Below are 23,596 nucleotides of genomic sequence, written 5' to 3' on the forward strand. Positions count from 1 at the left end.
CCCCAAACGCACCGACAAAAAATAAGCCGAAGAGTGGGGCTTCGGCTTATTTTAGATTAATTAATGAACAGTCGCTTGATTTCCGTGAGGGAATTGCTCGAGATCCGGATGACATACAATCCCGACCTAAACAGCTGCGTGCTGAAGGTATAGGTCTGGTTTAAGGTGCCCGGATACACCACCTCGTGCACCACCGCCCCGCTGGCGGAGATGATCTGGATAGTCACGTCGTCAGCCGTTGGCAGGTTGAATGCAAGGCTGAAATAGTCCCTGGCAGGATTGGGGTACAGCACACTCGAACCCTCCACTGGAATGACGGGTTCAGGGTTGGCATTGAGGAAAAGCTCGATGTTGTCCAGGTAGACGGGTGAGTCATTTTCCCCGGCCACCGATAGGACAAAGGCCAGCCTGGACTGGTTGCTGCCTGTCCCAGCGATGCCGCTGAGGTCTGCATAGTGTCGCAGATAGTCGCCTTTGGAGTTGGGATTGGCCTCGCCTACCGACACCGTGGACAGCTCCGCGCCCGCAGCGGCCCACACCTCGGAATAACTGAGCCCCCCGTCCTGGCTGGCCAGCAGGGAGAGTCGGGTGGCGTCGCTGACCTGGCCTGCCGCCAGGTCAAAAAAGACCGAAGCTTGGCTGGATGCTGTAAGGCTAAATACCGGGCTTCCCAGCCAATAGCTGTTGCCGGACTCGCCGTTTTCGAGCTTGGCGACATTGTCTGGACCGGAATCGGAGCTCACCGGATTGACTACCCAGGCCGTGAAGTCATTTTCCGGATTGATGGTCAGCCAGGGATTGAGACTTGTGCTGTTGTCAAACTTCTGCCTCCACGGAGCGGCGATGGAATCGCTATTTTCTAGATGGTATCGGTTGAAAATGGGCGGTGTACCACCGTTTTGGTCAAAATTGGGTTCATCCACCGAGTATCTCAGCCTGTTCTTGCCGTCCGTGGTAGATTTAGCCAGCTCAATTTCGATTTGTTCCTCCGGCGCCAGCACCAACTCGGAAGCGAGATAGGACTCAGGCGTCGAGGTGTTGGTAGTTCTGTTGAAGAGGAACTTGGAGACGGACAGGTTGCCTGTGTTGCTGACTTGGATCACTTCGTCGCTGTGGCCGCCGGTGCTGATCGGAGTAGGGGTCAGGATGCCGTCTATTTTTACCTCGTAGCGAAGCTCCTCGGTGGGGAGAATACGTATGTTTCTCAGGTAGATGTTGTTGCCGTAGGCGTTTTTGTTGACGATGGCTATCCGGACTTTTCCCATCTCTCTAAATCTGCTCAGGTTGAAAATCTCGATCCGGAACTGGTCTACCGAGTTGGGAATGAATTCCTCTACCGTCGCGGTTGACGTCTCCAGCCTGGAGCCTGATTTCTGGTAGTTGACGTTGACCAAGTCGAAATTGGCGCTGCAATCCTCCGATACCGAGATCAGTAGCTCGTCCTCGTAGCCCGTTTGGTTGTAGGGCGCGTGGGCTACCTCAAATACCAACTGCGCGTTGGGATACTTGTCCAGGTCGATGATTGGGGAGATGAAATAGTCATACTGCCCCTGAGCCTCATATTCGTAGTTTCTGAAGAGGACGGCTTGTTGACTTTGACCGTTCAGCGTGAGGTTGGTCCGCTCCCAAGTCAGGCCTTGGTCGGGGTTGGAGATCACCCAGTCTCCCGGGAAGGACTGGGGATTGTAGCTATAGGGTAAGCTGATTTCCCCTTGCAGCACGGGGCTGGAGCTTTTGAGGTTGTTTTCGGTGTTTTCGTCCACCTGATCATTCACCTGAGTGATCTCAAATTCGACGAAATTGTTGCTTGGCTGCAGTAGGAAGGAGTTGAACGATAGAGTGGCTGTTTCTCCGGTCTCCAATCCCATGGTGAAGCGGCGGCTCTCGACGACGATGCCATTGCTGCGAAACTCTACCCTGGCGGAAGTCACCCGGTTAGTCCCTGCATTTTGGACCACGACCTGGGGGAGGACATTCAGGTCACAGATCGCGTCGACCGGCTGCAGGATTCTAGCCAAGGAAAGGTCTCTTTCCACCAAAACCGGGTCTTGCGTTGCCCTGTTGTTGACCAGGGTCACCCGTCGGGGGCTGTTTTCCAGCACGACGTTAAAACGCTCCACTTGGCCCAAGGTGAAGAGGTTCATACAGGCATCGGGAGTATAATCCATGTAGTTTTGGATCATGTTGCTCACACCGCAGGAGGTCTTGCTGGGGTTGCTGTTGCACACGCTGTTGGACGAGTCTTGGGTGGGCGTGTCGGTAACAAAGTCGTCCACGTCGCATCCTCCGTCGCCCCAGATATGGCGGAGCCCAAAGTAATGGCCTACCTCATGGGTGGCCGTCCGTCCCAAGGACGCTGATACAGCGGTGCCGCCCACCCCGAAATACCGATAGTCTATCGTGACTCCATCGATGTTGGCAGGCGTGGGGGAAAAGTTGAGCCCGGGGAGGTCGGATACGGGAAAGGAAGCGTAGCCGATATAGGGCGATACCAAAGGCACCACCCAGATGTTCATGTATTCTTCGGGATTCCACTGGCTGAGCTGGCCGATTGCCGTGGCATCGGTATTGGGATCATAGGTGGTCTTGGTGCCCTGTACCCGGACTATGCCGTTGGTGGGGAATCCGTCTGGGTCTTGCTTTGCTAGGACAAACTCGATATTGGCATCGGCAGCGACGGGGAGAAACTGCGCCGGAGTAAGGGTGGCATCGGCGTTGAGCCTTCGGAAATCTTCGTTGAGGATGCGGATCTGTTCAAGGATCTGGGAGTCCGGAATATTAGCCCCGGAGCCTACGCTGGTACCGTTGTGGATCACGTGTACGACCACCGGGATTAGGCGAGGGTCTTCCTGTATTCTTGCGATCTGGGGGGAATTGCGTCTGGAAGTGATCTTTTGGTCTAGCCAATCCTCGAAAAATCCCTCCGAACCAAAATAGCCCATATCCTTTTCCATCTTTTCCTGGATCAGGGTATGGGCACATTTGTCTGTGTGGGAGTGGGCTGAAGATGCACCCGAGAGGGACGAGTTTCCCAGTGGGGTGAGACTTTGCCCAAGCGAATCAAGCGAAGGGGAAAACAGCCCCCAAATCGACAGGATTGCGCCAAAAATCCAAAAACTCCTTTTCATTCAACGCGGTAGATCAGGCAATGGTAAGATTGACTGCTTCTACCCTCACGATCTCGGGGATGGCCCGCTTGATCGCTTCTTCTATTCCCGCCTTTAGGGTCATGGTGGACATGGCGCAGGAGCCGCAGTTTCCCATCATCTCGATCTTCAATACCAAGTCGTCGGTGAGTTCCACTATCCGCACATTTCCACCGTCGGCCTCCAAATAAGGTCTGATCGTATCTAGGGCAAATTCGATTTTTTCTCTTAGTCCAGCTTCCATTATTGCTTATGCTTTTACTTCTACTACTGATGTTTTTTCGATTGAGGCGTTGCGAATCGCCACCTGACGGGCGACGGACTCGGCCAGTTCCATGTAGGCATCTTTGGTGAGGCCGGTTTTCAACACGGCAGGGTATCCCGTGTCGCCGCTTTCCCGGATGCTCTGTACGATGGGAATTTCTCCTAGAAACGGCACCGCATATTTTTCGGCCAATTTTTTACCACCTTCTTTGCCGAAGATGTAGTACTTGTTTTCGGGCAACTCCTCGGGTGTAAAGTAAGCCATATTTTCAACAACACCTAAGACAGGTACGTTAATTTGGGGCTGGCGAAACATGGACAATCCCTTGTTTGCGTCAGCTAAGGCTACTTTTTGGGGAGTGGTGACGATCACTGCACCAGTCACCGGCACGGTCTGCACCATGGTCAGGTGGATGTCAGAAGTGCCCGGAGGAAGGTCTATGAGCAGGTAGTCCAGCTCGCCCCATTCCACATCGGCAATGAACTGCCGCAGCGCAGAGCTGGCCATCGGGCCTCTCCACACCACCGCACTGTCGGTAGGCGTAAGAAAGCCGATAGACATCAGTTTCACGCCGTATTGGGTGATGGGGACGATGATGTTTTTGTCTCCTTTCTTTTTCACCGTAGGCTGCTCGCCCTCGACGTTGAACATGGTCGGGACGGAAGGTCCCGAGATGTCCGCATCGACCAAGCCGACTTTTGCTCCCAGCTGGGCCAAGGCCACCGCTAGGTTGACCGAGGTGGTGGACTTGCCGACGCCACCCTTGCCAGAGGCTACGGCGATGATGTTTTTGACTTCGGGAAGGATAGGAGCTGCGTCACGCACGGTAGTCACCTGGGAGGTCATGATGATGTCCCATTCCCAATCCTTGCCGTGATCCTCCTGCAGTGCCTCGATGCAGTTGTTTTTGATGACTTCCTTCAGCGGGCAGGCTGGAGTGGTGAGTACCACCTTGAAAGTCGCTTTTTTGCCCTCGATATGTATTCCCTGAATCATCCCCAGGGAGACCAGGTCTCGCTTGAGGTCTGGATCTTCGACTCTGGAAAGTGATTTTTTGATTGATTCTGCAGTCAATTGCATGCGTAATTCTAAATTTTTTGCAAGTTACTCCAAGAAAGTGGCTTTACGAAACCACAATTGGACTCTCAGTATGAGTGAACTCACTCACAGGGGAAATAGTTCTGGGTACAACGTGTCCCTTTTTCCCGACACAGGTCTTAACTTTGCCCTCTTTTCTTATCCATGGGTATCAGCAAGCTGACAACAGACAAAGTAAAAGAGCGCGTCGACATCGTCGAAGTGGTGGGAGACTATGTGCCTTTGAAAAAGAAGGGGCAAAACCTCTGGGCCTGCTGTCCCTTCCACGGGGAAAAATCCCCCTCGTTTTCCGTTTCCCCCTCCAAACAGATTTACAAGTGTTTTGGCTGCAGCAAGGCAGGCGACCCGATCCAGTTTGTCATGGACATCGAGGGGGTTGGCTTCCAGGAGGCGATCCGCCATCTAGCCGGCAAGTACGGCATAGAGGTAGAGGAGGATGAGACCCGTACGCCGGAGCAAGACCAGGAGCAAAGTGAGCGGGAGAGCCTTTTTATTGCACTGAACTTTGCCAAGGATTTCTTTGTAAAAAACCTTCGAACGGATGAAGGTAAGTCCATAGGCCTGAGCTACTTCAGAGAGCGTGGATTTTCGCCCCAGATCATCGAGAAGTTTGACCTGGGCTATGCGCTGGATGGCTGGGGCCACATGCTGAAGGCGGCAAAATCGGCCGGGTTTAGCGAGGAGATCCTACTCAAGGCCGGCCTTATCCTACAAAAAGAGGGCGATCCGAGCCGGATCTACGACCGCTTCCGTGGCAGGGTGACTTTCACCATCCACAACGTCAGCGGCAAGCCCATAGGCTTTGGCGCGCGTATCCTCACCAAGGATAAAAACCAGCCCAAGTACATCAACTCCCCGGAGACGCCGATCTACCACAAGAGCGACGTCCTCTATGGAATCTACCAGGCCAAAAAGGCCATCCGCGACCAAGACAACTGCTATCTGGTGGAGGGCTATACCGATGTGGTGTCAATGCACCTATCGGGCATAGAAAACGTCGTCGCATCCTCGGGTACCTCCCTTACAGAGGGCCAGATCAAGTTGATCAAGCGCTTTACCAACCAAGTCACGGTCTTGTACGACGGCGACCCCGCGGGGATCAAAGCCTCCATCCGGGGGATAGACCTGCTGCTGGAAGGTGGACTGAACGTCAAGGCCGTAGTGTTCCCCGACGGCGAGGATCCCGATAGCTTCTCGAGGAAAGTGGGCTCCCAGGCTTTTCAGGATTACCTGAAGGAAAACAGCCGCGATTTCATCGGTTTTAAGATTGGCTTGTACCAAGATGAGTTTGCCAGGGATCCGATCCGCAAGGCCGAGGTGATCCGAGAGATCGTCCAAAGTATCGGCAAAATCCCGGATCCCATCGTTCGCTCGGTCTATGCCAAGGAGGCCTCTGGATTGTTGCAGATAGAGGAGGAGATCATCCACACGGAGCTGAATAAGTCTCTGATCAAAAGCAATAAAGAGCATTTTCAGAAAGCAAAGGAAGAGGCTGAAGCCGAGCAGGTCTTGGAAGGGTTGGTGCCCACCAAAACCGAGATCTCGGTTGACGATACACTTCGGCTTCAGGAGAGGGAGACGATTAGGCTTTTGCTCAACTATGGCTGGCAAAAGCTCGATCACGAGGAACTGCATCTCTGCGAATACCTGCTTTCGGAGACAGAGGAAATCGCCTTCCACACACCGATCTACCAAAAGATCCTGGGCATTTACCGCGACAGTCTGGCTAAGGGAACTATACCCAAGACGGACTTTTTTGTCTCCCAGCAGGATGCCGAGGTCCGGCAGGTGACCATCGACCTGATCACGCCGCGCCATGAGGTCTCGGTGCATTGGGAGGGACGCCACCAGATTTTAATCAACACGGAGTCGGATGACTTGGCGGCAACGGCTTTTAAGTCCATCCTCAGACTGAAGCGAAAGCTGGTCTACAAGATGATGGATGAGGCAAAGCAAAAGATCAAAGCGGCCGAGCAGGAAGGCTCAGATCTGGATAAGGTATTGGAGCTGCAGCAGATATATTTTGAGCTCAAAAAAGTCCAGCTGGAGATAGATCGGGAGCTCGGAATTGTAATCGGGTAAAGCCAAACTTTCTTTGGTCATGTCCGGTTATAAGAGGAAAGCGATTAAATTGCGCCCTTATTTATGAATTCAAATACTACCCAAGTGGAAACGTATCAGCTAGACCCTATCGAAGACGCCATCGAGGCCATCAAAAACGGCGAAGTCATCATCGTAGTAGATGACGAAGACCGGGAAAATGAAGGGGATTTTATCTGTGCGGCCGAGACCGTGACTCCTGAAATCATCAATTTCATGGCCACCCACGGACGAGGCCTGATCTGCGCTCCGCTCATTGAAGACCGCTGCGAGCAGCTGGGGCTCGAACTGATGGTGGGAAGCAACACCGCGGTGTACGAGACGCCTTTCACCGTCTCCGTAGACCTCATAGGTCATGGATGCACCACCGGCATATCCGCCTCGGATCGCGCCAAGACCATCCGAGCGCTCATCGACGACTCCATCCATCCCAGCGAACTGGGCAAGCCTGGCCATATTTTTCCCCTGAAAGCCAAGCGCGGAGGGGTCATCCGCCGAGCTGGACACACCGAGGCTGCGATTGATTTTGCCAGACTGGCGGGCATGGCTCCGGCAGGAGTACTGGTCGAGATCATGAACGAGGACGGGACCATGGCACGACTGCCGGATCTATTTAAAGTCGCGGAGCGGTTTAACCTCAAGCTGGTGTCGATCAAAGACCTGATCGCTTACCGACTGAAAAACGAATCCCTGATCAAGCGGGAAATCGGCGTGGAGCTCCCTACCGGTTGGGGGGATTTCGACCTGATCGCATTTCGCCAGACCAATACCCAGGAGATCCACATGGCCTTGATCAAAGGTACTTGGGAACCCAACGAGCCGGTTTTGGTGCGGGTACACTCCTCCTGCGTGACCGGAGATATCTTTGGCAGCTGCCGATGTGACTGCGGTCCACAGCTGCACGCCGCAATGGAGATGGTGGAGAAAGAGGGCAAGGGTGTCGTCCTCTACATGAACCAGGAGGGGAGAGGCATCGGCCTGATCAACAAGCTGAAAGCCTATAAACTGCAAGAGCAGGGTATGGATACCGTGCAGGCCAATGTCGCCCTCGGCTTGCCGATGGACAGCAGGGACTATGGGGTGGGTGCACAGATCCTCCGCGATCTCGGCGTCAGCAAAATCCGCCTGATCTCCAACAACCCCAAGAAAAGGGTAGGACTGTTGGGCTATGGCCTGGAGATCGTCGAGCAAGTGCCGATCGAAATCGCTCCAAATCCCCACAACGAGAAATATCTCGCTACGAAAAGAGACAAGATGGGGCACAACATCCTTAAATAAAGGGCGTTGCCTTCTTCTAGAATAAGTGCCAAAGCGAGCGGACTAAACCCCGTTTCGTTTTGGCACGTATTATCCTAAGCACCACGATCACCATGAAAAGGACTATTCTCACCCTAGGTTTCCTGTTCCTGAGCTTGGTATTTGTCTTAGCCCAGAACAACCAGTTTCCCTCCCAGATTTGGCACAAGGGAAACATCTTCCTCAACGACGGATCGACCGTATCCGGTCTCATCAAATATGACCTGGACAACAATCTGGTTCAGCTTCAGACCGAGACCGTGGACACGTTCACTGCCTCCAATGTGTCCAACTTTGAGATTTACGATGAGATCTTTGGGGGAGTGCGCCGATTTTACAGCCTTCCCTATGCGATCAACGGGCAATATGAAACCCCGACTTTTTTTGAAGTACTGACTGAGGGCGAGGACATCGCCTTGTTGTGCAGAGAGTACATCGCGACCGATACGCGCGGGATGAACAATAGTTGGGGCGCCATGGGCATGAATCCGTTTTGGGGTCCTCAAAACTACTCCGGCTACCGTCTGGCATTCAATTATTACTTTTTCAAAAACGGGCGCATGGAGCGCTACAGCCTGAAGCGAAAGGATCTGTTTGCCATGCTTCCGGGATACGACGATGAGATCAACCTCTTCATGAGAAAAAACAGGTTGGAGCATGACAAGCGGGGAGATTTGCTTAGAATTACCGCTTATTACAACCAACTGCAGAATTAATTTTTTATGCCAAAACCGCTGATCCTCGTCTCCAATGACGATGGGATTACCTCCAAGGGAATCCGTGTACTCGTATCTGTGATGAAAAAGCTCGGCGATGTCGTTGTCGTGGCGCCTGACAGCCCCCAGTCGGGCATGGGACACGCGATCACGATAGGCGAGACACTGAGGCTCTATGAGGAGGATATTTTTGAGGACGTGACGGCCTACAAGTCCAGCGGCACTCCCGCGGACTGCGTCAAGCTGGCCAAACACTATGTGCTCAAGGATCGTACCCCCGACCTCGTCGTGAGCGGTATCAACCACGGCTCCAATACCTCCATCTCTGTCCTGTATTCGGGCACGATGTCCGCGGCCATAGAGGGAGCCTTGGAAGGCTTGCCTTCCATCGGCTTCAGCCTATGCGACTTCTCTTCCAAGGCGGATTTTTCCCATGTCGAGGAGTGGGTCGAAAAGATCGCCCGGCAGGTTCTGGAAAGGGGAATTGCCAAAGGTGTGGCGCTAAACGTGAACTTTCCCCCAAAGCGCAACGAACCGATCAAGGGCATAAAAATCTGCCGACAGGCGGATGCCAAGTGGCAGGAGGAGTTTGCCGAACGCTACGACCCGACCGGCAGGAAGTACTTTTGGATGGCCGGCAACTTCGTCAACTTCGACAAAGGGGAGGACAATGACGAATGGGCTATCGCCAACAATTACGTGTCTATCGTGCCCTGCCAATACGATCTGACCGCCCATCACGCCATCACGCAGATCAACAAGGACTGGGATTGGGACAAGCTTTGAGAAAGGCGCGTTTTTTCGTTGAAAAATCCCCAATCGGTCTTTATGTTTCTGATTATCCTTATTTTGCAGCAGAACTATAACTAGTCTAGTATTGTGAGTCGCCCGATTCTGTTGTTTTTTGTCTTTTTGCTGGCTTTTCCCCGATTTGGCTTTTCGCAAGAACCAAACACGGATAGCATCAAGGCAGTCCTGCCCCAGGCCAAAGGGAAGGAGCGGCTCCATCTGCTCAACGAGCTGGCGACGGCCCTGCGTGAGCGATCCCAAAATGAGGCTTTTTTCTATTCATTAGAGGCAGATTCCCTGGCGGAAAAACTCGGTGACGGGCTGGGCAAAAGTCGAGCGCTGGAAAATATCGGCTGGATATACTATCGCCGAGGCCAGTGGCAAAAATCCTTCGAATATTCTCAAAAGGCTTACGAAATCGCCATTCAAAACGATGACCGGCTACAGGCGGCCCGCCTGATGAACAATCTCGGGGCGCTTTACTACGAGCAGCAGGACTACGCCATGGCCATCGGGCAATTCAAGAAGGGTTATGAACTGGCTTCCCAAGTGGGAGATTTGGGCACCCAGATCAGAAGTCTCAACAACATCGCGCTGAACTTTACCATGACTGAGGGCTTGGACTCCGCGCTGAGCTATGCGAGGCTGGCTATCCGGCTCAACGAAAACTCGGGTTCGCCCTATCTGACGTCCTTTTCACACCGAGTCATCGGTGACGTATATCTGGCCAAAAACAACTACGATTCCGCCGAAGCCATGTATGAGAGCTCGCTGGAAATGGCCCGTACCCAAGGGGTGAAGTCCTTCGAAGCCGGTGTCCTCCATCGTCTGGGGCATGCTTACCTGTTGGCGGACAAGCGAGATGAGGCGGAGCAGCTGCTGCTCTACTCCGTCGAGCTCTGTGAGGCCAACAACTTCCTGGACGAACTGTCCAAAACACACTTTTATCTGGCTGAGCTTTACGAGGAGAAAGGCAACGTGCAAAAGGCTTTTTTCCACCAGTCCCGTTTTTTGGAGCTCAACGATGAGCTGCAAAACAAGACGAACCGGGATAGGCTCGCCCTGCTCCAGAATATGTTTCAGAGCAACCTCCGCGAGTCTGAGCTGGAGTTGCTCAAAGCGCAAAACGAAAACCAAGCCTACAGGCTGGAAACCTCCCGTCGCTACATCATTTTCTTCGCCATCGCCGCGGCACTCGTAGGCGTGCTGGTGGTAAGGATGTACATCCTCAACAAAAGCGTCCGGTCATCCAACACGGACCTGCTCGTCCAGCAGCGTAAGATAGAGGAGCAAAACCAAGAGCTGGAAAGCCAGTCGGAGCAGCTCAAGGAGATGAACGATACCAAAAACAAGCTTTTCTCCATCTTGGGGCATGACCTGCGCGGGCCCATCGCCCAGGTGAAGTCGGTCGTCGATATGTTTTTGGCAGGACATCTGGAAAAGGAGGAGTTTGACGAGCTGCTTCATGTGCTGAACAAGGATATCGACTCGGTGAATTTCACCCTGAACAACACCCTGAAATGGTCCATGTCGCAGATGGAAGGCTTTCACGTCAATCCCGCTCGTTTTGACCTACGGGAGGTGGTGGAGAATTCGCTGCAGCTGCTCCAGCCTTCTTTCAAGGAAAAAAGACTGACGATCTTCAACCACATGGAGACCAAGGTCGAGGTCTTTGCTGACCAGGATCTGATCGAAGTCGTGGTCAGGAATATCCTGAACAATGCCGCTAAGTTTTCCAATTTCGAGGATTCGGTGACGATTTTTTCCGAGCGGGACGAGCAGTGGGTCTACTGGTGCGTACAGGACCAGGGGGTAGGGATGAGCGAAGAGCAGATCAGCCTGATCCTGTCCGACTCCTATTCGCTCACGAGGTCGCGCCAGGGAACCAACCGGGAGAAAGGTTCCGGCCTTGGCTTGCAGTTGACCAAGGAGTTTATCCGCAAAAGTGGGGGCAAGCTATCCATCGAAAGCCATCCAGGTCACGGCACCAAGATATGGGTGCGGCTCCCCAGCATCGAATCAAGCCTCAATGGCGAGGCTGCCATCGGCAAGGAAGAGCTCAAGGCCTAGCGGCTGCTTCAGGATTCCCAGTTCGGTCATGGTAGCCATGGCATCTTCCAGTTCTTTTCGTGAGACGCTCGGAGCGGTACACCAGCGGGTTTGCCGCAGCCATTTTTCCAATTCGCCCTGCTCCAGCCCGTAGCGATCGGAGAGGATTGCGGCATTTTCGGGGTCTTTCATCAGTTGCTCGGAGAGGGCGTAGACCCTGTCCCGTACTTCCATGAGGAGGCTGCCAAATTCCCCCAGAGCCTTTTCCGAGGCGACCATGACAAAGCAAGGCCAAGGACTTGGCACTTCCCCGATCCGTTTCATAGTGCCGTTGCTCACCATCGGGGCTGTGGTGTATTTTTCCCAGAGAAAAATGCCCTCATCGCCTGCATCCATCGCAGCCTTGGCCCCTTCCATATTGCCGATGATCCCAAAGGAAAGCTCCTCGGGACTCCAGCCCTCCCGCTTGGCCAAGACCAAACCCATGAGGTGCGATCCAGAACCCATCCGGCTCACCAGCAGGCGCTTTTCACCCAAGTCCGCTAGCGTATCGACCTCGGAGTCTGCCCTCAGATGGATGCCCCAGATCAGGGGAGTAGCTACGTGAAAGCCGATCATTCGGGAAGGGTTGCCCGCTTCGAAATCCTTCAGAAAGCTCTCGGTCAGCAGCAGCGCCAGGTCCGCTTCGTCATTTCTCAGCGCCAGGTTCATCTGCCCGGAGCCGCGAGACTCATCCGTCCAAGCGATGCGGACGCCGCGCTCGGCAAAGGGCTGCTCTTGTTCCAAAAGCCGGAACGGGAAGTTGAAATGTTCGGGGACGCCGATGATGCGGAGGATTTTCATGGTAGTGACTTTGGGGTAAAAATAGAAAAGCCGTCCAAAATCCGGACGGCTTTTGTTTTTTCTTGGCGACTATCAGTCGTGGGTGGCGTGTCTGTCGGTGATCAGGAGGTTGGAAAGGCCAGCGAGGATCAAAAGGGTACCTGCGAGCAGCATGGTGTTGATCACGGCTTCGCCAAAGAGGAGCTTGTACAGGAAGTTTACTCCGCCCAGCGCGGCGACGATCTGCGGCAAGACGATGAACATGTTGAAAATACCCATGTAAACGCCCATTTTCTTTGGCTCCACCGAGCCCGAAAGCATCGCGTAGGGCATGGACAGGATGCTGGCCCAGGCTATCCCCACCAGGGAAAAGCAGAGATGGAGCATCCAAGGCTCCGTGATGAAATAGATCAGGATAAAGCCCAGGCCGCCCAAACACAGACTGACCAGATGGAGTAGTTTTCGGTTGATCTTGACCTTGGAAGCGACAAAAGCCAGGATCAGCGCATAAAACATGGAGACCAGTCCATAGGTGCCGAGATAGCTTCCCACGCTGTCGGCGGCGTCGTTGTAGGCCGCGGAAGTGGTGTCGGTAGCGCCAAACACATGGGCGGTGATCGCCGGGGTAGCGAAACTCCACATCGTGAAAAAGGCAAACCAGGAGAAAAACTGCACGACGCCGAGCTGCTTCATGACGGTGGGCATTTCGGCGATATTCTTCATTATTTCCCCAAAACCGCTTCTAAACCCCTTTTTGAGGGATTTTTCCTTTTCAAACTCTGCGAGATCCTCTGGGGGATACTCTTCTGTGGTGAGGATAGTGTAAAGGATGGAGGTGAAGAGCACCATCGCCCCGATGGCAAAGGCATACTTGACCGAGTCGGGAACTACGCCGGCTGGAGCGGTATTGGAGACGCCCAGCTGGGTCATGAGCCAAGGCAGGTTGGAGGCTACCCAGGTGCCGATGCCGATGATCAGCGTCTGTACCACAAATCCGTAGCTGCGCTGGGAGTCGGGAAGCTTGTCCGCCACGAGGGCGCGAAAGGGCTCCATGGAGATGTTGATCGAGGCGTCCAAGATCCATAGTGCCCCCGCTGCCATCCAGAGTGCGGAGGAGTAAGGGGCAAAAAACAGCGCAATGGTACTCAGGACCGCGCCGATGAAAAAGAAGGGCTTCCTCCTGCCAAATCGTGGATGCCAAGTGCGGTCGCTCAGGTGACCCACGATAGGCTGTACCAGCAGCCCGGTGAGCGGAGCGGCGATCCAGAGAAAGGGGATGGCGTCCTTGTCCGCGCCCAGGGTCTGGAATATCCGGGACATGAACCCGCCCTGCAGGGCAAATCCAAACTGGATTCCTAGAAATCCGAAACTCATGTTCCAGATCTGCCAGAAGCTCAGCTTTCTTTTGGCTAGTTTCATTTAGGTTTTTGGGTTTGGGATGAGGGGAGGACTTACTTCAGGCCTTTGATCACAAAAGACTCCGGCAGATGGGCAAGCTCCAGATAGGGTAGGTTTTCGATTTCAAAATAGGGGTGGTCCATCTCTGGCAAAGGGTCAAATTCGGTCAGTTTGCCGAGGAAGGCGTAATTTTCTTTGGAGAGCTTGATGCTCTTCCCGGCCAGCTCTACGCTTTGGCAGCCAAAGCCATGCAAGTACAGTCGGATCTGGCCGTAGTCGCTGGCATAGTCCCCCTCGACAGGCCCAAAGTGCAGGGATTCGCTGACCGGGTCGTAGCCGATCTTTCTGCGCAAATACATGCCCGACTGATAGCCAAATCCCTCTCCTTCGTCTTCGTAGTGGATGAACTCGGAGGGAGTGCTGCCCTTGTAGAGGTGGATGCGGAGGATACCGTCGTGAGCCTGGCCGCTATGCTCCACCTCGGATTGGCAAGTGAGCAGCTGTCCGCCTTTGACATAGACGGGGAGGTAGTTGAGCGGGCAGTCCTGGTAGATCGTCTGCGGACCGGTATGTTTTTGGTCGGAAAAGAGGTAGTACCACTCGCCTTTGGGCAAGTACACTTTGGTGATGCTTTTCGTGCTTTCCACGGGAGCCACGAGCAGGGAGGCGCAGAAGAGATACTGGTTTTGGTAGGCCGAAAGATAGATCTGCGGCTCGTCCGAAAATTGTACGGCAAGACTCTCGGAGATAGGCAGGCCGGTCAAGCTGCTGCCGTAAAACTTGCTGTAGAGTGTGGGCAGGAGCCTATATCTGAGCTTCATGTAGTTGCGGCTGATCTCCTCTACCTCTTCTCCAAAAGCCCAAGGCTCGGCATCGTTGCTGTTGATCATGGAGTGGGCGCGGTAGAAGGGGGCAAAAGCGCCTATGCTCATCCATCGTGCGAAAAGCGACTTGCTCGCCTCTCCTGCAAAGCCGCCGACGTCATATCCAGCAAACGAAACGCCGCTGATTCCGAGGCTGTTGACCAGTCGGATACCCGCCAGCATGTGTTCCTCTGAGGCCACATTGTCCCCCGTCCAAGCGGCGGCGTAGCGTTGGATCCCGGAAAAACCCGCTCGGGTCAGCACGAAGGGACGCTTTTCTGGATTTTGGAGCAGAGCGCCTTCCTGGGCACTTCTTGCCATTTGCATACCGTAGATGTTGCGGGCTTTGCGGTGGGAGGCTTTTTCCCCCTCGTAGTCAAACTCGATCAGGTTGGGGGTGAACTGCCCCCAAGAGGCCGGCTCGTTCATGTCCGTCCAAAACCCGTCCACGCCAGCCTCGGTGTAGAAGGCCATCTTTTGCGCCCACCAGTTCCTCGTTTCGGGCTTGGTGAAGTCGGGAAAGGCGCACCAGCCTGGCCAGACTTGACCCTCGTAGATTTTCCCGTCGGGATAGCGGACCAAAAGGTCCTGCTCCAGCCCTTCCTCGTAGGGTAGGTAGCCTGTTTCGGTCTTGATCCCCGGGTCCATGATCACCACGACCTTGAATCCTTTTTCCTTCAGCCTGGCGATCATCGCCTTGGGATCTTTGAATTTTTCCCCGTCAAAGGTGAATACCTTGTACTGTTCCATGTGATGGATGTCCAGATAGATCACGTCGGCAGGCATTCTTTTGTCCCGGAAAGTCTGGGCCAGCGTGTACACTTCCGAGTCGGGATAGTAGGAGTAGCGGCATTGCTGGAAGCCAAGCGCCCACTTCGGAGGCAGCTGCATGCGCCCAGTCAGGCGGGTGTAGGAGCTGATGATCTCGCCCACGCTGGGCTGATGGATAAAATAGTAGTCCATGTCCCCGTCTTCGGCGCTGAAATACACGAAGCGGTTGTTGGAAGCTCCAAAATTGAAAACTGTCTTGTGCGTATTGTCGAAGAAAATCCCGTAGTGTCCTTGGGCATGGATGCCGATGTAAAACGGAATGCTCATGTACAGCGGATCGTCGCCCACGCCGTAGGCAAAGTAATCGGTGTTCCAATTGGTAAACGCCCTGCCCGCGCGGTCTAGGTTGCCGGTCTTCTCCCCGAGGCCTATGAACTTCTCCTGAGCCTGTACTTGCTTGTAAGCGGTGACTTCGGTGCCTAGCCATGCGATTCCCAGGGAGTCATCCTGGTTCAGGAGGTTTCCAGCCTGGTCAAAAAAAGCTAAAGTGAAGCTTTCCAGGCTGATCTCCAGGCGCAGCAGGGAAGTAGTCAGGACGAGTTGTGTGCTGTTTTGGGTGAGGGTAAAAGCTGTCTTTTTTGCTTGGGCGACCACCGAATAGGGGTTGCTTTCGAAGCTGTCATGGATGCTGGCCTGAACCCGGATGATGCCGTCCTCCAGCACGCGGATACGAAACCGGGCAGCTGGGCTTTCCCCCTCCAGGCCATCCGGCAAAGCCTGCCAAGAGCTGACTGCTCCAAATCCTCTATGGCGAGCCGAATTGCGGGAAAAGCTGCGGGGCGAGTGGGACGAAGTCATAAGCAGGTAAGGTCAGGTGCGGTGGCGTACCCGGCTAAATTAGAGAGGAAACCGAATAAAACGATGGGATACTAAACCCTTTTTATTCAAGAGTCTGCGGCTTTGGCTCTCCAAAAAAGCGCTTTACGAAAAGGGAAAGCCTATTCAAACGTTTGCAGTTATCCACGGAAAATTTTCCGTCCCGGGTGCAAAATCAGCGGACGGAGGACTTTCTCACGATGAGCTCGGTGTCCAGAATGACCGATTTGTCTGCCTCCTCGGGCTTGAACTTCTTTTCTATCCAGTCCAGCAAGAGCGCAGTGGACTTGACTCCCATCTCGAAGCCCGGCTGGTAGACGGAGGAGAGTGTCGGGTCCACCATGGAGCAAAATTGCCAGTTGCTAAAGCCTACGATGCCCACGTCCTGCGGCACGCGGAGCCCAGCGGCCTTGCAGGCCATCATCGCGCCGACGGCCGTCATGTCGTTGTGGGAAAAAATCCCATCCGGCCTTTGGGGAAGGCTGTGCAGCAGCTTCGTCGTGACCTGCTGAGCTTCTTGGTCGGTTCCCAGGAAGCAGGGCACCACCCACGCAGGATCGGGCTCGATGCCATGGTCCCGGAGCGCCGCTTGATAGCCTCTGAGTCGCTCTTGGGAGATTTTCAGGTTGGGCGGGCCAGCGAGGTGGACGATCCTGCTGAATCCCTGGTTTAGCAGGTGCTTGGTGGCCGAGTAGGCACCGCCAAAGTCGTCCACGGTCACCGTGATGGCTTTGGGGATCTCGGGAACACGGTCAAAAAACACGATGGGGAAGCCCTTTTCCAACAAGCTGCTGAAGTGCCCAAACTCGGTCGTTTCCTTGGAATAGCTGATGAGCACACCGTCAATCTGGTTGGAAAGCATGGTGTCGATACTTGATTTTTCCCGGATGAGCTTTTCGTTGGTCTGAGTCAGGATGACATTGTAGCCTCTGGAAAAAGCCTCTTCCTCTATCCCGCTGATCACCGTGGAAAAGAAAAAATGGACCACTTCGGGGATGATGACCCCGATGGTGAAAGAGCGGCTGTGCCTTAGCGAAAGGGCGATCGCATTGGGGCGATAGTTCAGTTTTTCGGCCATGGCCTTCACCTTGCGTTTGGTCTCGCTGCTGATTCCCGGATAGTTTTTTAGCGCCCTGGAAACCGTCGATGCGGAGAGGTTGAGCTCCCTCGCGATGTCTTTGATAGTGGCTTGCTCGAGCTTCATGGCCTTGCAGGGACTGAAAAGAAGGGGTATTTCATAGTTTAGGAATAACGAGTTTGAATCGTTGACAGAAGAAATTAGGGCCGAGCAAATTGGACAAAGTTGGGCAAAGTAGCAAATGCTGGCCAGGTATGTCCGAAAGGCCCGAAGGATGTGGGCTGCCGGCAGTCGAAAGGAGGAGAAATATGCTAGGCATTCTTTCCATGGTTTTCGGATTTGAGGCCAAGAAGGCCGCGGAAATGCCAGTCTCTTACCTGATTTTTTTGAAACATAAGCTTTAAAAAGATGGCCTAAGGGATACTTTTTTACCTATCTTGAAACCATAGAATAGTCCAGCCGGGGCTTCGTCTTTCCGGCTTACTTACCACCTACCAACCATCAATCCATTTTTACACCCTTTTGTTTTATATGAAAAAAACGATCCTTTTCCTCTCGGGGCTGCTGATGTCATTGTCGGGCTTTGGCCAAAATTTTGTCGGCGCCCAGATAGACAGCCGAATGGGCGTGCAGTCCCTGACGCTAAACCCGGCGCTTGGTACCCTCTCGCGCACCAAGCTGGACATCAACCTGATCTCGGTCTCGTCCTTTGTCGGAAGCGACTACCTCTCCATCAATCTCAGTGACCTGGGAAGCCTCACGGACGGTTTTGACGTGGACGAAGATCTCGAGACCAATCCGCTGCCGGACAACAATTTCTTTGGGAACGTGGACGTGCTCGGCCCGTCGATGCTGATGCGGCTCAACGAAATGAGCGTGCTGTCCCTTACCACCCGAGCTCGCGGTTTTTTCAACCTGAACAACGTCGACGGGGACTTCTACGAGCTGGTGACCAATCCAGAGACAGGCCTGGTAGACTTCAATGCCGAGATGGAAGACCTGTCCGGCATTGGGCACGTATGGGGGGAGATCGGCTTGGGATATTCCCGCCTGCTGGTGGATCGGGCCACGCACAGTTTCAGTGCTGGGGTAAATATGAAGCTGCTCTTGGGGGCGGGCGGAGCCTTTGGCGACAGCCCCTTGCTCCGCGCCGACTACAATTCCTCCAATGACATGGTGACTACCCAAGGCACGCTGGACTATGGTTATTCTGTGGGCTTTGACTCAGAGGATATCGACTTTTCGCAGGTCCAGCCGGGTTTCGCGGTGGATTTGGGCTTTATCTACGAGCTCAAGGGAAACACTATAGGCGACGACTACAAGCTGAGGGCGGGTATATCGGTGTTGGATATCGGTTCTGTAAAATACAATGATGGTTACCGTGTGAATTATGTGATGGATGCCACCATCCCCGCCAGTGAATTTGAGGAAAAAGACTTTCAGGAGGTCTTGGACGACAACTTCGAAGGGACCGAGAGGCCCTTTGAAGGCCAGTTGGGACTGCCAACCTCTTTGCAGCTTTTTGTGGACTACGGCATCAGCCACCGCTTTTACGTGAGTGGACAGGCGGGCTTGGCGCTCAGCAAGGACGGCGACATCCCCGTGAGCCGCGTGATCAACACGACCACCATCACGCCAAGACTGGAGATGCGCTGGCTGAGTGTCTACAGCCCGATCAGCTGGAGGCAATATGACTCGGCGCCTTCCTGGGGTCTGGGTTTGAGAATGGGCCCTGTGCTGATAGGGTCTGGCTCTATCCTTACCAATGTGCTCTCCAAGAAATCCCGAACGGCAGACGTCTATGCGGCGATCAAGCTGCCGATTTACGGAAAGGATAAGGTCGACTGAGAAGGGGCGATTTTGACATAAGCAAACAGCCGGGCGAAACATTGCCCGGCTGTTTTATTTTGATTGGAAAATGGAATGGGATCGGATCAGTCCGCTGATTAGATTGGTTTGATGCTTTTCTGTCGTTTGTCCTGCGGCTTCATTCTCTCCAATACGCTTCGATCATGCATAACACATGCAGGATGAGCCCGGGCAAAATGAACAGAAAGTAGCCCGCCACGACGGCAATCAGCCAAATCAGTCCCTCAATGCGCCGGCCGCGGCGCATCTGGCCCCAGCCGGGGATCAGAAAACTCAAGAAAGCTGCGGTGCTCGGGTCTACGATGGTGGACATAGGTCGTGAATGGTTTGTTCGATACGAGACTACTTGGATTCGATCTTACTTAGAAAGGATAAAATCCCCTTCGCTACGGACGATCACCAGCTACTGCGAAACAGCTCCTTGTCCCTCGCAGTGGTCGATCTGCTTTCCGTCTAGACTCAGGTATCCGCCCATGCAGTCTGCGGTCATACAAGAGTGTACGGGAAGAACGCCAAGAAGGTCGCCGACCTGCACCTTGGCCAGCAGAGAATCCGAGGCTTTGATGATGCCATGCTCTTGGGAAACGCTCTTCAGGTAGGAGCGGTCGGCAGGGATGGTCCAGCCGGTTTCGTTCAGGAAAACCACCTCCCCAAAGTTCTTGTTGCCTTCGCCGTCGACCAGCACGTCTTTGGCAAAGTGGACACCGCCCCCGTGGACGAGGATTTCCTTTCGCTCCCGGCTAATGTCCACCACCGGCACGGCGAGACACACGGAGATGTCCTCTTTTGCGCAGCTGCCCAGCTCGGCCTGCATCAGGTCAAAGAAGACGAAATTGCCCGGGCCAATCTCGTCCACATCGCCGAAGTCCTCGGTCACAGCGCAGCCCGGCGTGTCGCCTACACGGGTCACCAAGTCGGGAAATTCGCTCTGGTATTTCGTTTTGAGCATGTGGAGGGCCTGTCGGCTTTGTTCGTAGATCCCAGCTTTGTCGGGCGTATAGTATGTATGGCCCGGATGGAGGTAAAAGCCTCTGAAATGCAGCTTGTCCGATTGGGCGGCGATGCGCAGGATTTCCTCGATGGTGCCAAAGTCGGAGACGTGCACGCCCGTCCGGCCATAGCCCGCGTCGATTTCGATGAAGAAACCTACGGGATTGCTGAGGCCGTCCACGAGCTTTTGGGCAGTCTCCGGATTGACTATCTGGACGGAAAGGGACTGGGACGCCGCCAGACGGTCCAGCTTTGGGATCTCCAATGGGTTGAAGGGAAAGGCGATGTGAACCCTGTCCCAGCCTTGACCGCAGAGGTATTCGGCCATCTTGATCGAGGAGGCGGTCACTTCCCGGATTCCATATTCCTTTGCCCAATTTCCTATTTCGTGGGACTGGGCGGTTTTCCAGTGGGGCACGAGTTTTTTTCCGTGGCGCTGGGCCTTGTCGGCCATGCGCTTGATGTTGGCTCGGGTGAGGGGTTCGCTGATCAGGAGAGTGGGGGAAGTGATTTGGTCAAGATAGGACATGTCGTGTCTTTGGTTTTTTTACTAAAAGTAAAAAGTAAGCATCAAGTAGCAAGACGGAAGAGGCCAAGACTCGTGGGAGCCATGCTGCTTGCTTTCAAAAAAGCTGATATCCGATCGGAGGCGCGGGCATCCGGAAAAAAACAAATTCGTCAAGGCGTAGTCTGGATTTTTTGCAACTTTCCAAAATCCCGGAATAGATGTGCGTAAGCCCGCCTTTTCTGCTAATTTTGTCACCCTATAAAAAGCGCCTCTTTAGGCCAAGAAACAAGAATAATTCATTTCTGCACCCCAGACCTTCCATGGAAGCCAAGAAAATCCGGAGTACCTTCATCGAGTTTTTCCAATCCAAACAGCACCAGTTCGTTCCTTCATCCCCCATCGTGGTCAAAAATGACCCCACGCTGATGTTTACCAATGCGGGGATGAACCAGTTCAAAGACGCTTTTCTCGGCAACGAGATAGCCAAATACCCCAGAGTCGCCAACTCCCAAAAATGCCTTCGCGTGAGCGGCAAGCACAATGACCTCGAAGAGGTCGGCGTGGACACCTATCACCACACCATGTTTGAGATGCTGGGCAACTGGTCCTTTGGCGACTACTTCAAGAAGGAAGCCATCGCCTGGGCTTGGGAGCTGCTGACCGAGGTGTACCAGCTGCCGAAAGACCGGCTTTACGCCTCTGTGTTCAGAGGGGACCAAGGGGACAAGCTGGCCATGGACCAGGAAGCCTATGACCTTTGGAAAAGCATTGTGCCCGAAGACCGGATCATCATGGGTTCCAAAAAGGACAACTTCTGGGAAATGGGCGACACCGGACCCTGCGGTCCCTGCTCCGAGATCCACATCGACCTCCGTCCTGAGGCCGAAAGAGCCCAGATCCCTGGTCGCGACCTGGTCAACAACGACCATCCGCAGGTGATCGAGATCTGGAATCTCGTCTTCATGCAGTTTAACCGCCTGGCAGACGGCAGCCTGAAAGAGCTTCCTGCCAAGCACGTGGATACCGGGATGGGCTTTGAGCGTCTGGTCCGGGCGATACAGCACAAGTCCTCCAACTACGATACAGACCTGTTCAAGCCCTTTTTGGATGCCATAGCAGCCAAATCCGGCAAGAGTTATGGTCAGGACGAGCAGACGGATATCGCTTTCCGCGTGATCGTCGACCACATCCGTGCGATTGCTTTTACCATCGCTGACGGACAGATCCCGTCCAACAACAAGGCTGGATATGTCATCCGCCGAATTCTCAGAAGGGCCGTTCGCTACGGATACACCTTCCTCGGCTTGCAGCAGCCTTTCCTGTTTGAACTCGCTCCGCTGATCGCGGAATATTTCGGGGACATCTTCCCGGAGGTGCGGCAGCAGCAGGAGTTTATCGCCAAGGTGATCCAAGAGGAGGAGGCATCGTTCCTCAGGACTCTGGACAACGGCCTGAAAATGCTCGACTCGATCAAAACCGAGTTGACCGCGAATGGCGAGAAGGTGATCCCTGGAAAGACCGCTTTTGAACTGTACGATACCTTCGGCTTTCCGCTGGATTTGACTTCCCTGATCTCCAGGGAGAATGGCTTCTCCGTCGACGAGGCTGGTTTTGCCGCGGAGATGGAAAAGCAGAAGACCCGCTCCAGGGCGGTGTCCGAGCAGGAGACCGGCGACTGGGTACAGGTGGGCGAAGATGCTGGGGTGGAGTTTATCGGCTACGACTTTACCGAGGCCTATTCCCATATCATCAAGTACCGGACCATCACCGACAAGAAGGGCGACAAGTACCAGCTGGTCTTGGACAAGACACCTTTCTACGCCGAAAGCGGCGGGCAGGTAGGGGATACCGGTTGGCTGATCTCCGACGCCGAAAAAATCCGAGTAGTCGATACCAAGAAGGAGAATGACCTGATCGTTCATTTTGTGGAAAAACTGCCAACGAAACCCGAGGCAAGGTTTTCAGCAGAGGTGGACCAGGAAAAGCGGGTGCTTACCATGAACAACCATACCGCGACGCACCTGCTCCAGTCGGCCTTGAAAGCCGTGCTCGGAGACCATATCCAGCAGCGGGGCTCTCTGGTCAACGAGAACTTGCTCCGCTTCGACTTTTCCCACTTCGGGAAAATGACGGAAGAAGAAATCGCGCAGGTAGAGGACATCGTCAACGCCAAGGTGCGCGAAAACATCCCGCTTTCGGAGCAGAGAAACGTGCCGATAGAGGAGGCCAAAAGCATGGGCGCAACAGCCTTGTTTGGAGAGAAATACGGGGATTTTGTTCGGGTGATCACCTTTGACAAAAACTTCTCCGTCGAACTTTGCGGCGGAACGCACGTACCTTCTACAGGCCAAATCGGACTGTTCAAGATCACCTCCGAGGGATCGATCTCCTCTGGCGTGCGCCGAATCGAGGCGATCACTTCCAAGGCGGCAGATGCGTACCTGCGGGGCCAGGAGGCACTGGTAAAGGAAATCTTGGACTTGCTCAAGAATCCCAAGGACGCCAAGAAGGCCATCGAAAGCCTCCTCCAAGAGCGCAATGACCTGAGAAAAGAAGTCGAGTCCCTGCACTTGGAGAAGGCCTCCGGGCTGAAGAATGAGCTGCAGAAGCAGTTTGTCGCCAAGGAAGGTGCAAACGTGCTGGTGGCCCAAGTGGAGCTTCCCAATGCGGACTCGTTGAAAAAACTGGCCTACGAATTGAAGAACGAAACAGCGGATGCCCTGGTGGTATTGGCTGCCAAAATAGAAGATAAGCCGCAGATAGCCGTGATCTTGGATGAAACCCTGATCCAAGGAAAAGGCTTGAATGCCGGCCAGATCGTGCGCGAGCTGGCCAAGCAGATCCAAGGCGGTGGAGGAGGACAGCCTTTCTTTGCCACAGCGGGTGGAAAAGACCTCGCCGGTCTGGAGAAAGTGGTGGCCAAGGCCAAGGAAATGTTTTTATAATCGCTGAAAAACAAGGA

At 54.1% G+C, this 23,596-nt stretch carries 16 protein-coding genes; 7 read left to right on the forward strand and 9 right to left on the reverse strand.

Annotated features, from left to right (window positions below):
* Positions 1–56: 56 nt before the first annotated feature.
* From J0A68_RS13090 to J0A68_RS13100, 3 genes are read right to left on the reverse strand one after another with little or no spacing between them, the layout of a single operon-like run.
* Positions 57–3,128, reverse strand: coding sequence for a M43 family zinc metalloprotease (locus tag J0A68_RS13090; protein WP_206578663.1), 3,072 nt, complete (start codon positions 3,126–3,128; stop codon positions 57–59).
* A 13-nt stretch (positions 3,129–3,141) separates the two neighbouring features.
* The gene (locus J0A68_RS13095) at positions 3,142–3,390 is read right to left on the reverse strand and encodes a NifU family protein (RefSeq protein WP_206578664.1); all 249 of its coding nucleotides are present in this window, start codon (positions 3,388–3,390) and stop codon (positions 3,142–3,144) included.
* A 6-nt stretch (positions 3,391–3,396) separates the two neighbouring features.
* Complete coding sequence (locus J0A68_RS13100; RefSeq protein ID WP_206578665.1) at positions 3,397–4,491, reverse strand: Mrp/NBP35 family ATP-binding protein; 1,095 nt, start codon at positions 4,489–4,491, stop codon at positions 3,397–3,399.
* A 162-nt stretch (positions 4,492–4,653) separates the two neighbouring features.
* Here J0A68_RS13100 and dnaG point away from each other — a divergent pair, with 162 nt between their 5' ends.
* The 5 genes from dnaG to J0A68_RS13125 all read left to right on the forward strand — a co-directional run bounded on the left by dnaG (position 4,654) and on the right by J0A68_RS13125 (position 11,480).
* Positions 4,654–6,591 (forward strand): DNA primase, encoded by a 1,938-nt coding sequence (gene dnaG / locus J0A68_RS13105; protein WP_206578666.1) that lies wholly within the window; start codon positions 4,654–4,656, stop codon positions 6,589–6,591.
* 63 nt (positions 6,592–6,654) lie between these two features.
* Entirely contained in the window at positions 6,655–7,887 is a 1,233-nt protein-coding gene (locus J0A68_RS13110) for a bifunctional 3,4-dihydroxy-2-butanone-4-phosphate synthase/GTP cyclohydrolase II (protein ID WP_206578667.1), read from the forward strand.
* Positions 7,888–7,946: 59 nt separating this feature from the next.
* Entirely contained in the window at positions 7,947–8,621 is a 675-nt protein-coding gene (locus tag J0A68_RS13115) for a hypothetical protein (RefSeq protein ID WP_317195114.1), read from the forward strand.
* 6 nt (positions 8,622–8,627) lie between these two features.
* Positions 8,628–9,407 carry a 5'/3'-nucleotidase SurE gene (gene surE, locus J0A68_RS13120; protein ID WP_206578668.1) on the forward strand — a complete coding sequence of 260 codons (780 nt, stop codon included), beginning with the start codon at positions 8,628–8,630 and terminating at the stop codon, positions 9,405–9,407.
* 93 nt (positions 9,408–9,500) lie between these two features.
* Positions 9,501–11,480, forward strand: coding sequence for an ATP-binding protein (locus J0A68_RS13125; RefSeq protein WP_206578669.1), 1,980 nt, complete (start codon positions 9,501–9,503; stop codon positions 11,478–11,480).
* On the opposite strand, the gene J0A68_RS13130 is transcribed toward J0A68_RS13125, so the two are convergent.
* From J0A68_RS13130 to J0A68_RS13145, 4 genes are all read right to left on the reverse strand, one after another.
* Complete coding sequence (locus J0A68_RS13130) at positions 11,430–12,302, reverse strand: ABC transporter substrate-binding protein (RefSeq protein WP_206578670.1); 873 nt, start codon at positions 12,300–12,302, stop codon at positions 11,430–11,432. The genes J0A68_RS13125 and J0A68_RS13130 overlap by 51 nt on opposite strands.
* A 72-nt stretch (positions 12,303–12,374) precedes the next feature.
* Positions 12,375–13,700 (reverse strand): MFS transporter, encoded by a 1,326-nt coding sequence (locus tag J0A68_RS13135; protein ID WP_206578671.1) that lies wholly within the window; start codon positions 13,698–13,700, stop codon positions 12,375–12,377.
* Between the two features lie 32 nt (positions 13,701–13,732).
* The gene (locus tag J0A68_RS13140) at positions 13,733–16,171 is read right to left on the reverse strand and encodes a glycoside hydrolase family 31 protein (protein WP_206578672.1); all 2,439 of its coding nucleotides are present in this window, start codon (positions 16,169–16,171) and stop codon (positions 13,733–13,735) included.
* A 193-nt stretch (positions 16,172–16,364) separates the two neighbouring features.
* A complete protein-coding gene (locus J0A68_RS13145) occupies positions 16,365–17,393 on the reverse strand; it encodes a LacI family DNA-binding transcriptional regulator (RefSeq protein ID WP_206578673.1) in 1,029 nt (342 codons plus the stop codon).
* A 405-nt stretch (positions 17,394–17,798) separates the two neighbouring features.
* Between J0A68_RS13145 and J0A68_RS13150 the strand changes: the two genes are divergently transcribed.
* Entirely contained in the window at positions 17,799–19,115 is a 1,317-nt protein-coding gene (locus tag J0A68_RS13150) for a DUF5723 family protein (RefSeq protein WP_206578674.1), read from the forward strand.
* A gap of 139 nt (positions 19,116–19,254) precedes the next feature.
* On the opposite strand, the gene J0A68_RS13155 is transcribed toward J0A68_RS13150, so the two are convergent.
* Together J0A68_RS13155 and J0A68_RS13160 are read right to left on the reverse strand one after the other, a co-directional pair.
* Entirely contained in the window at positions 19,255–19,449 is a 195-nt protein-coding gene (locus J0A68_RS13155; protein ID WP_206578675.1) for a hypothetical protein, read from the reverse strand.
* 90 nt (positions 19,450–19,539) lie between these two features.
* Positions 19,540–20,655: an alanine racemase gene (locus tag J0A68_RS13160; RefSeq protein WP_206578676.1), complete on the reverse strand. Its 1,116-nt coding sequence runs from the start codon at positions 20,653–20,655 to the stop codon at positions 19,540–19,542.
* A 299-nt stretch (positions 20,656–20,954) separates the two neighbouring features.
* On the opposite strand from J0A68_RS13160, the gene alaS reads away from it, so the two are divergent.
* Positions 20,955–23,579, forward strand: a complete 2,625-nt coding sequence (gene alaS, locus J0A68_RS13165) for an alanine--tRNA ligase (protein ID WP_206578677.1) — start codon at positions 20,955–20,957, stop codon at positions 23,577–23,579.
* The last annotated feature ends 17 nt before the right edge of the window (positions 23,580–23,596 follow it).

Source organism: Algoriphagus oliviformis, assembly GCF_017254915.1.
In the GTDB taxonomy this organism is placed as follows: domain Bacteria; phylum Bacteroidota; class Bacteroidia; order Cytophagales; family Cyclobacteriaceae; genus Algoriphagus; species Algoriphagus oliviformis.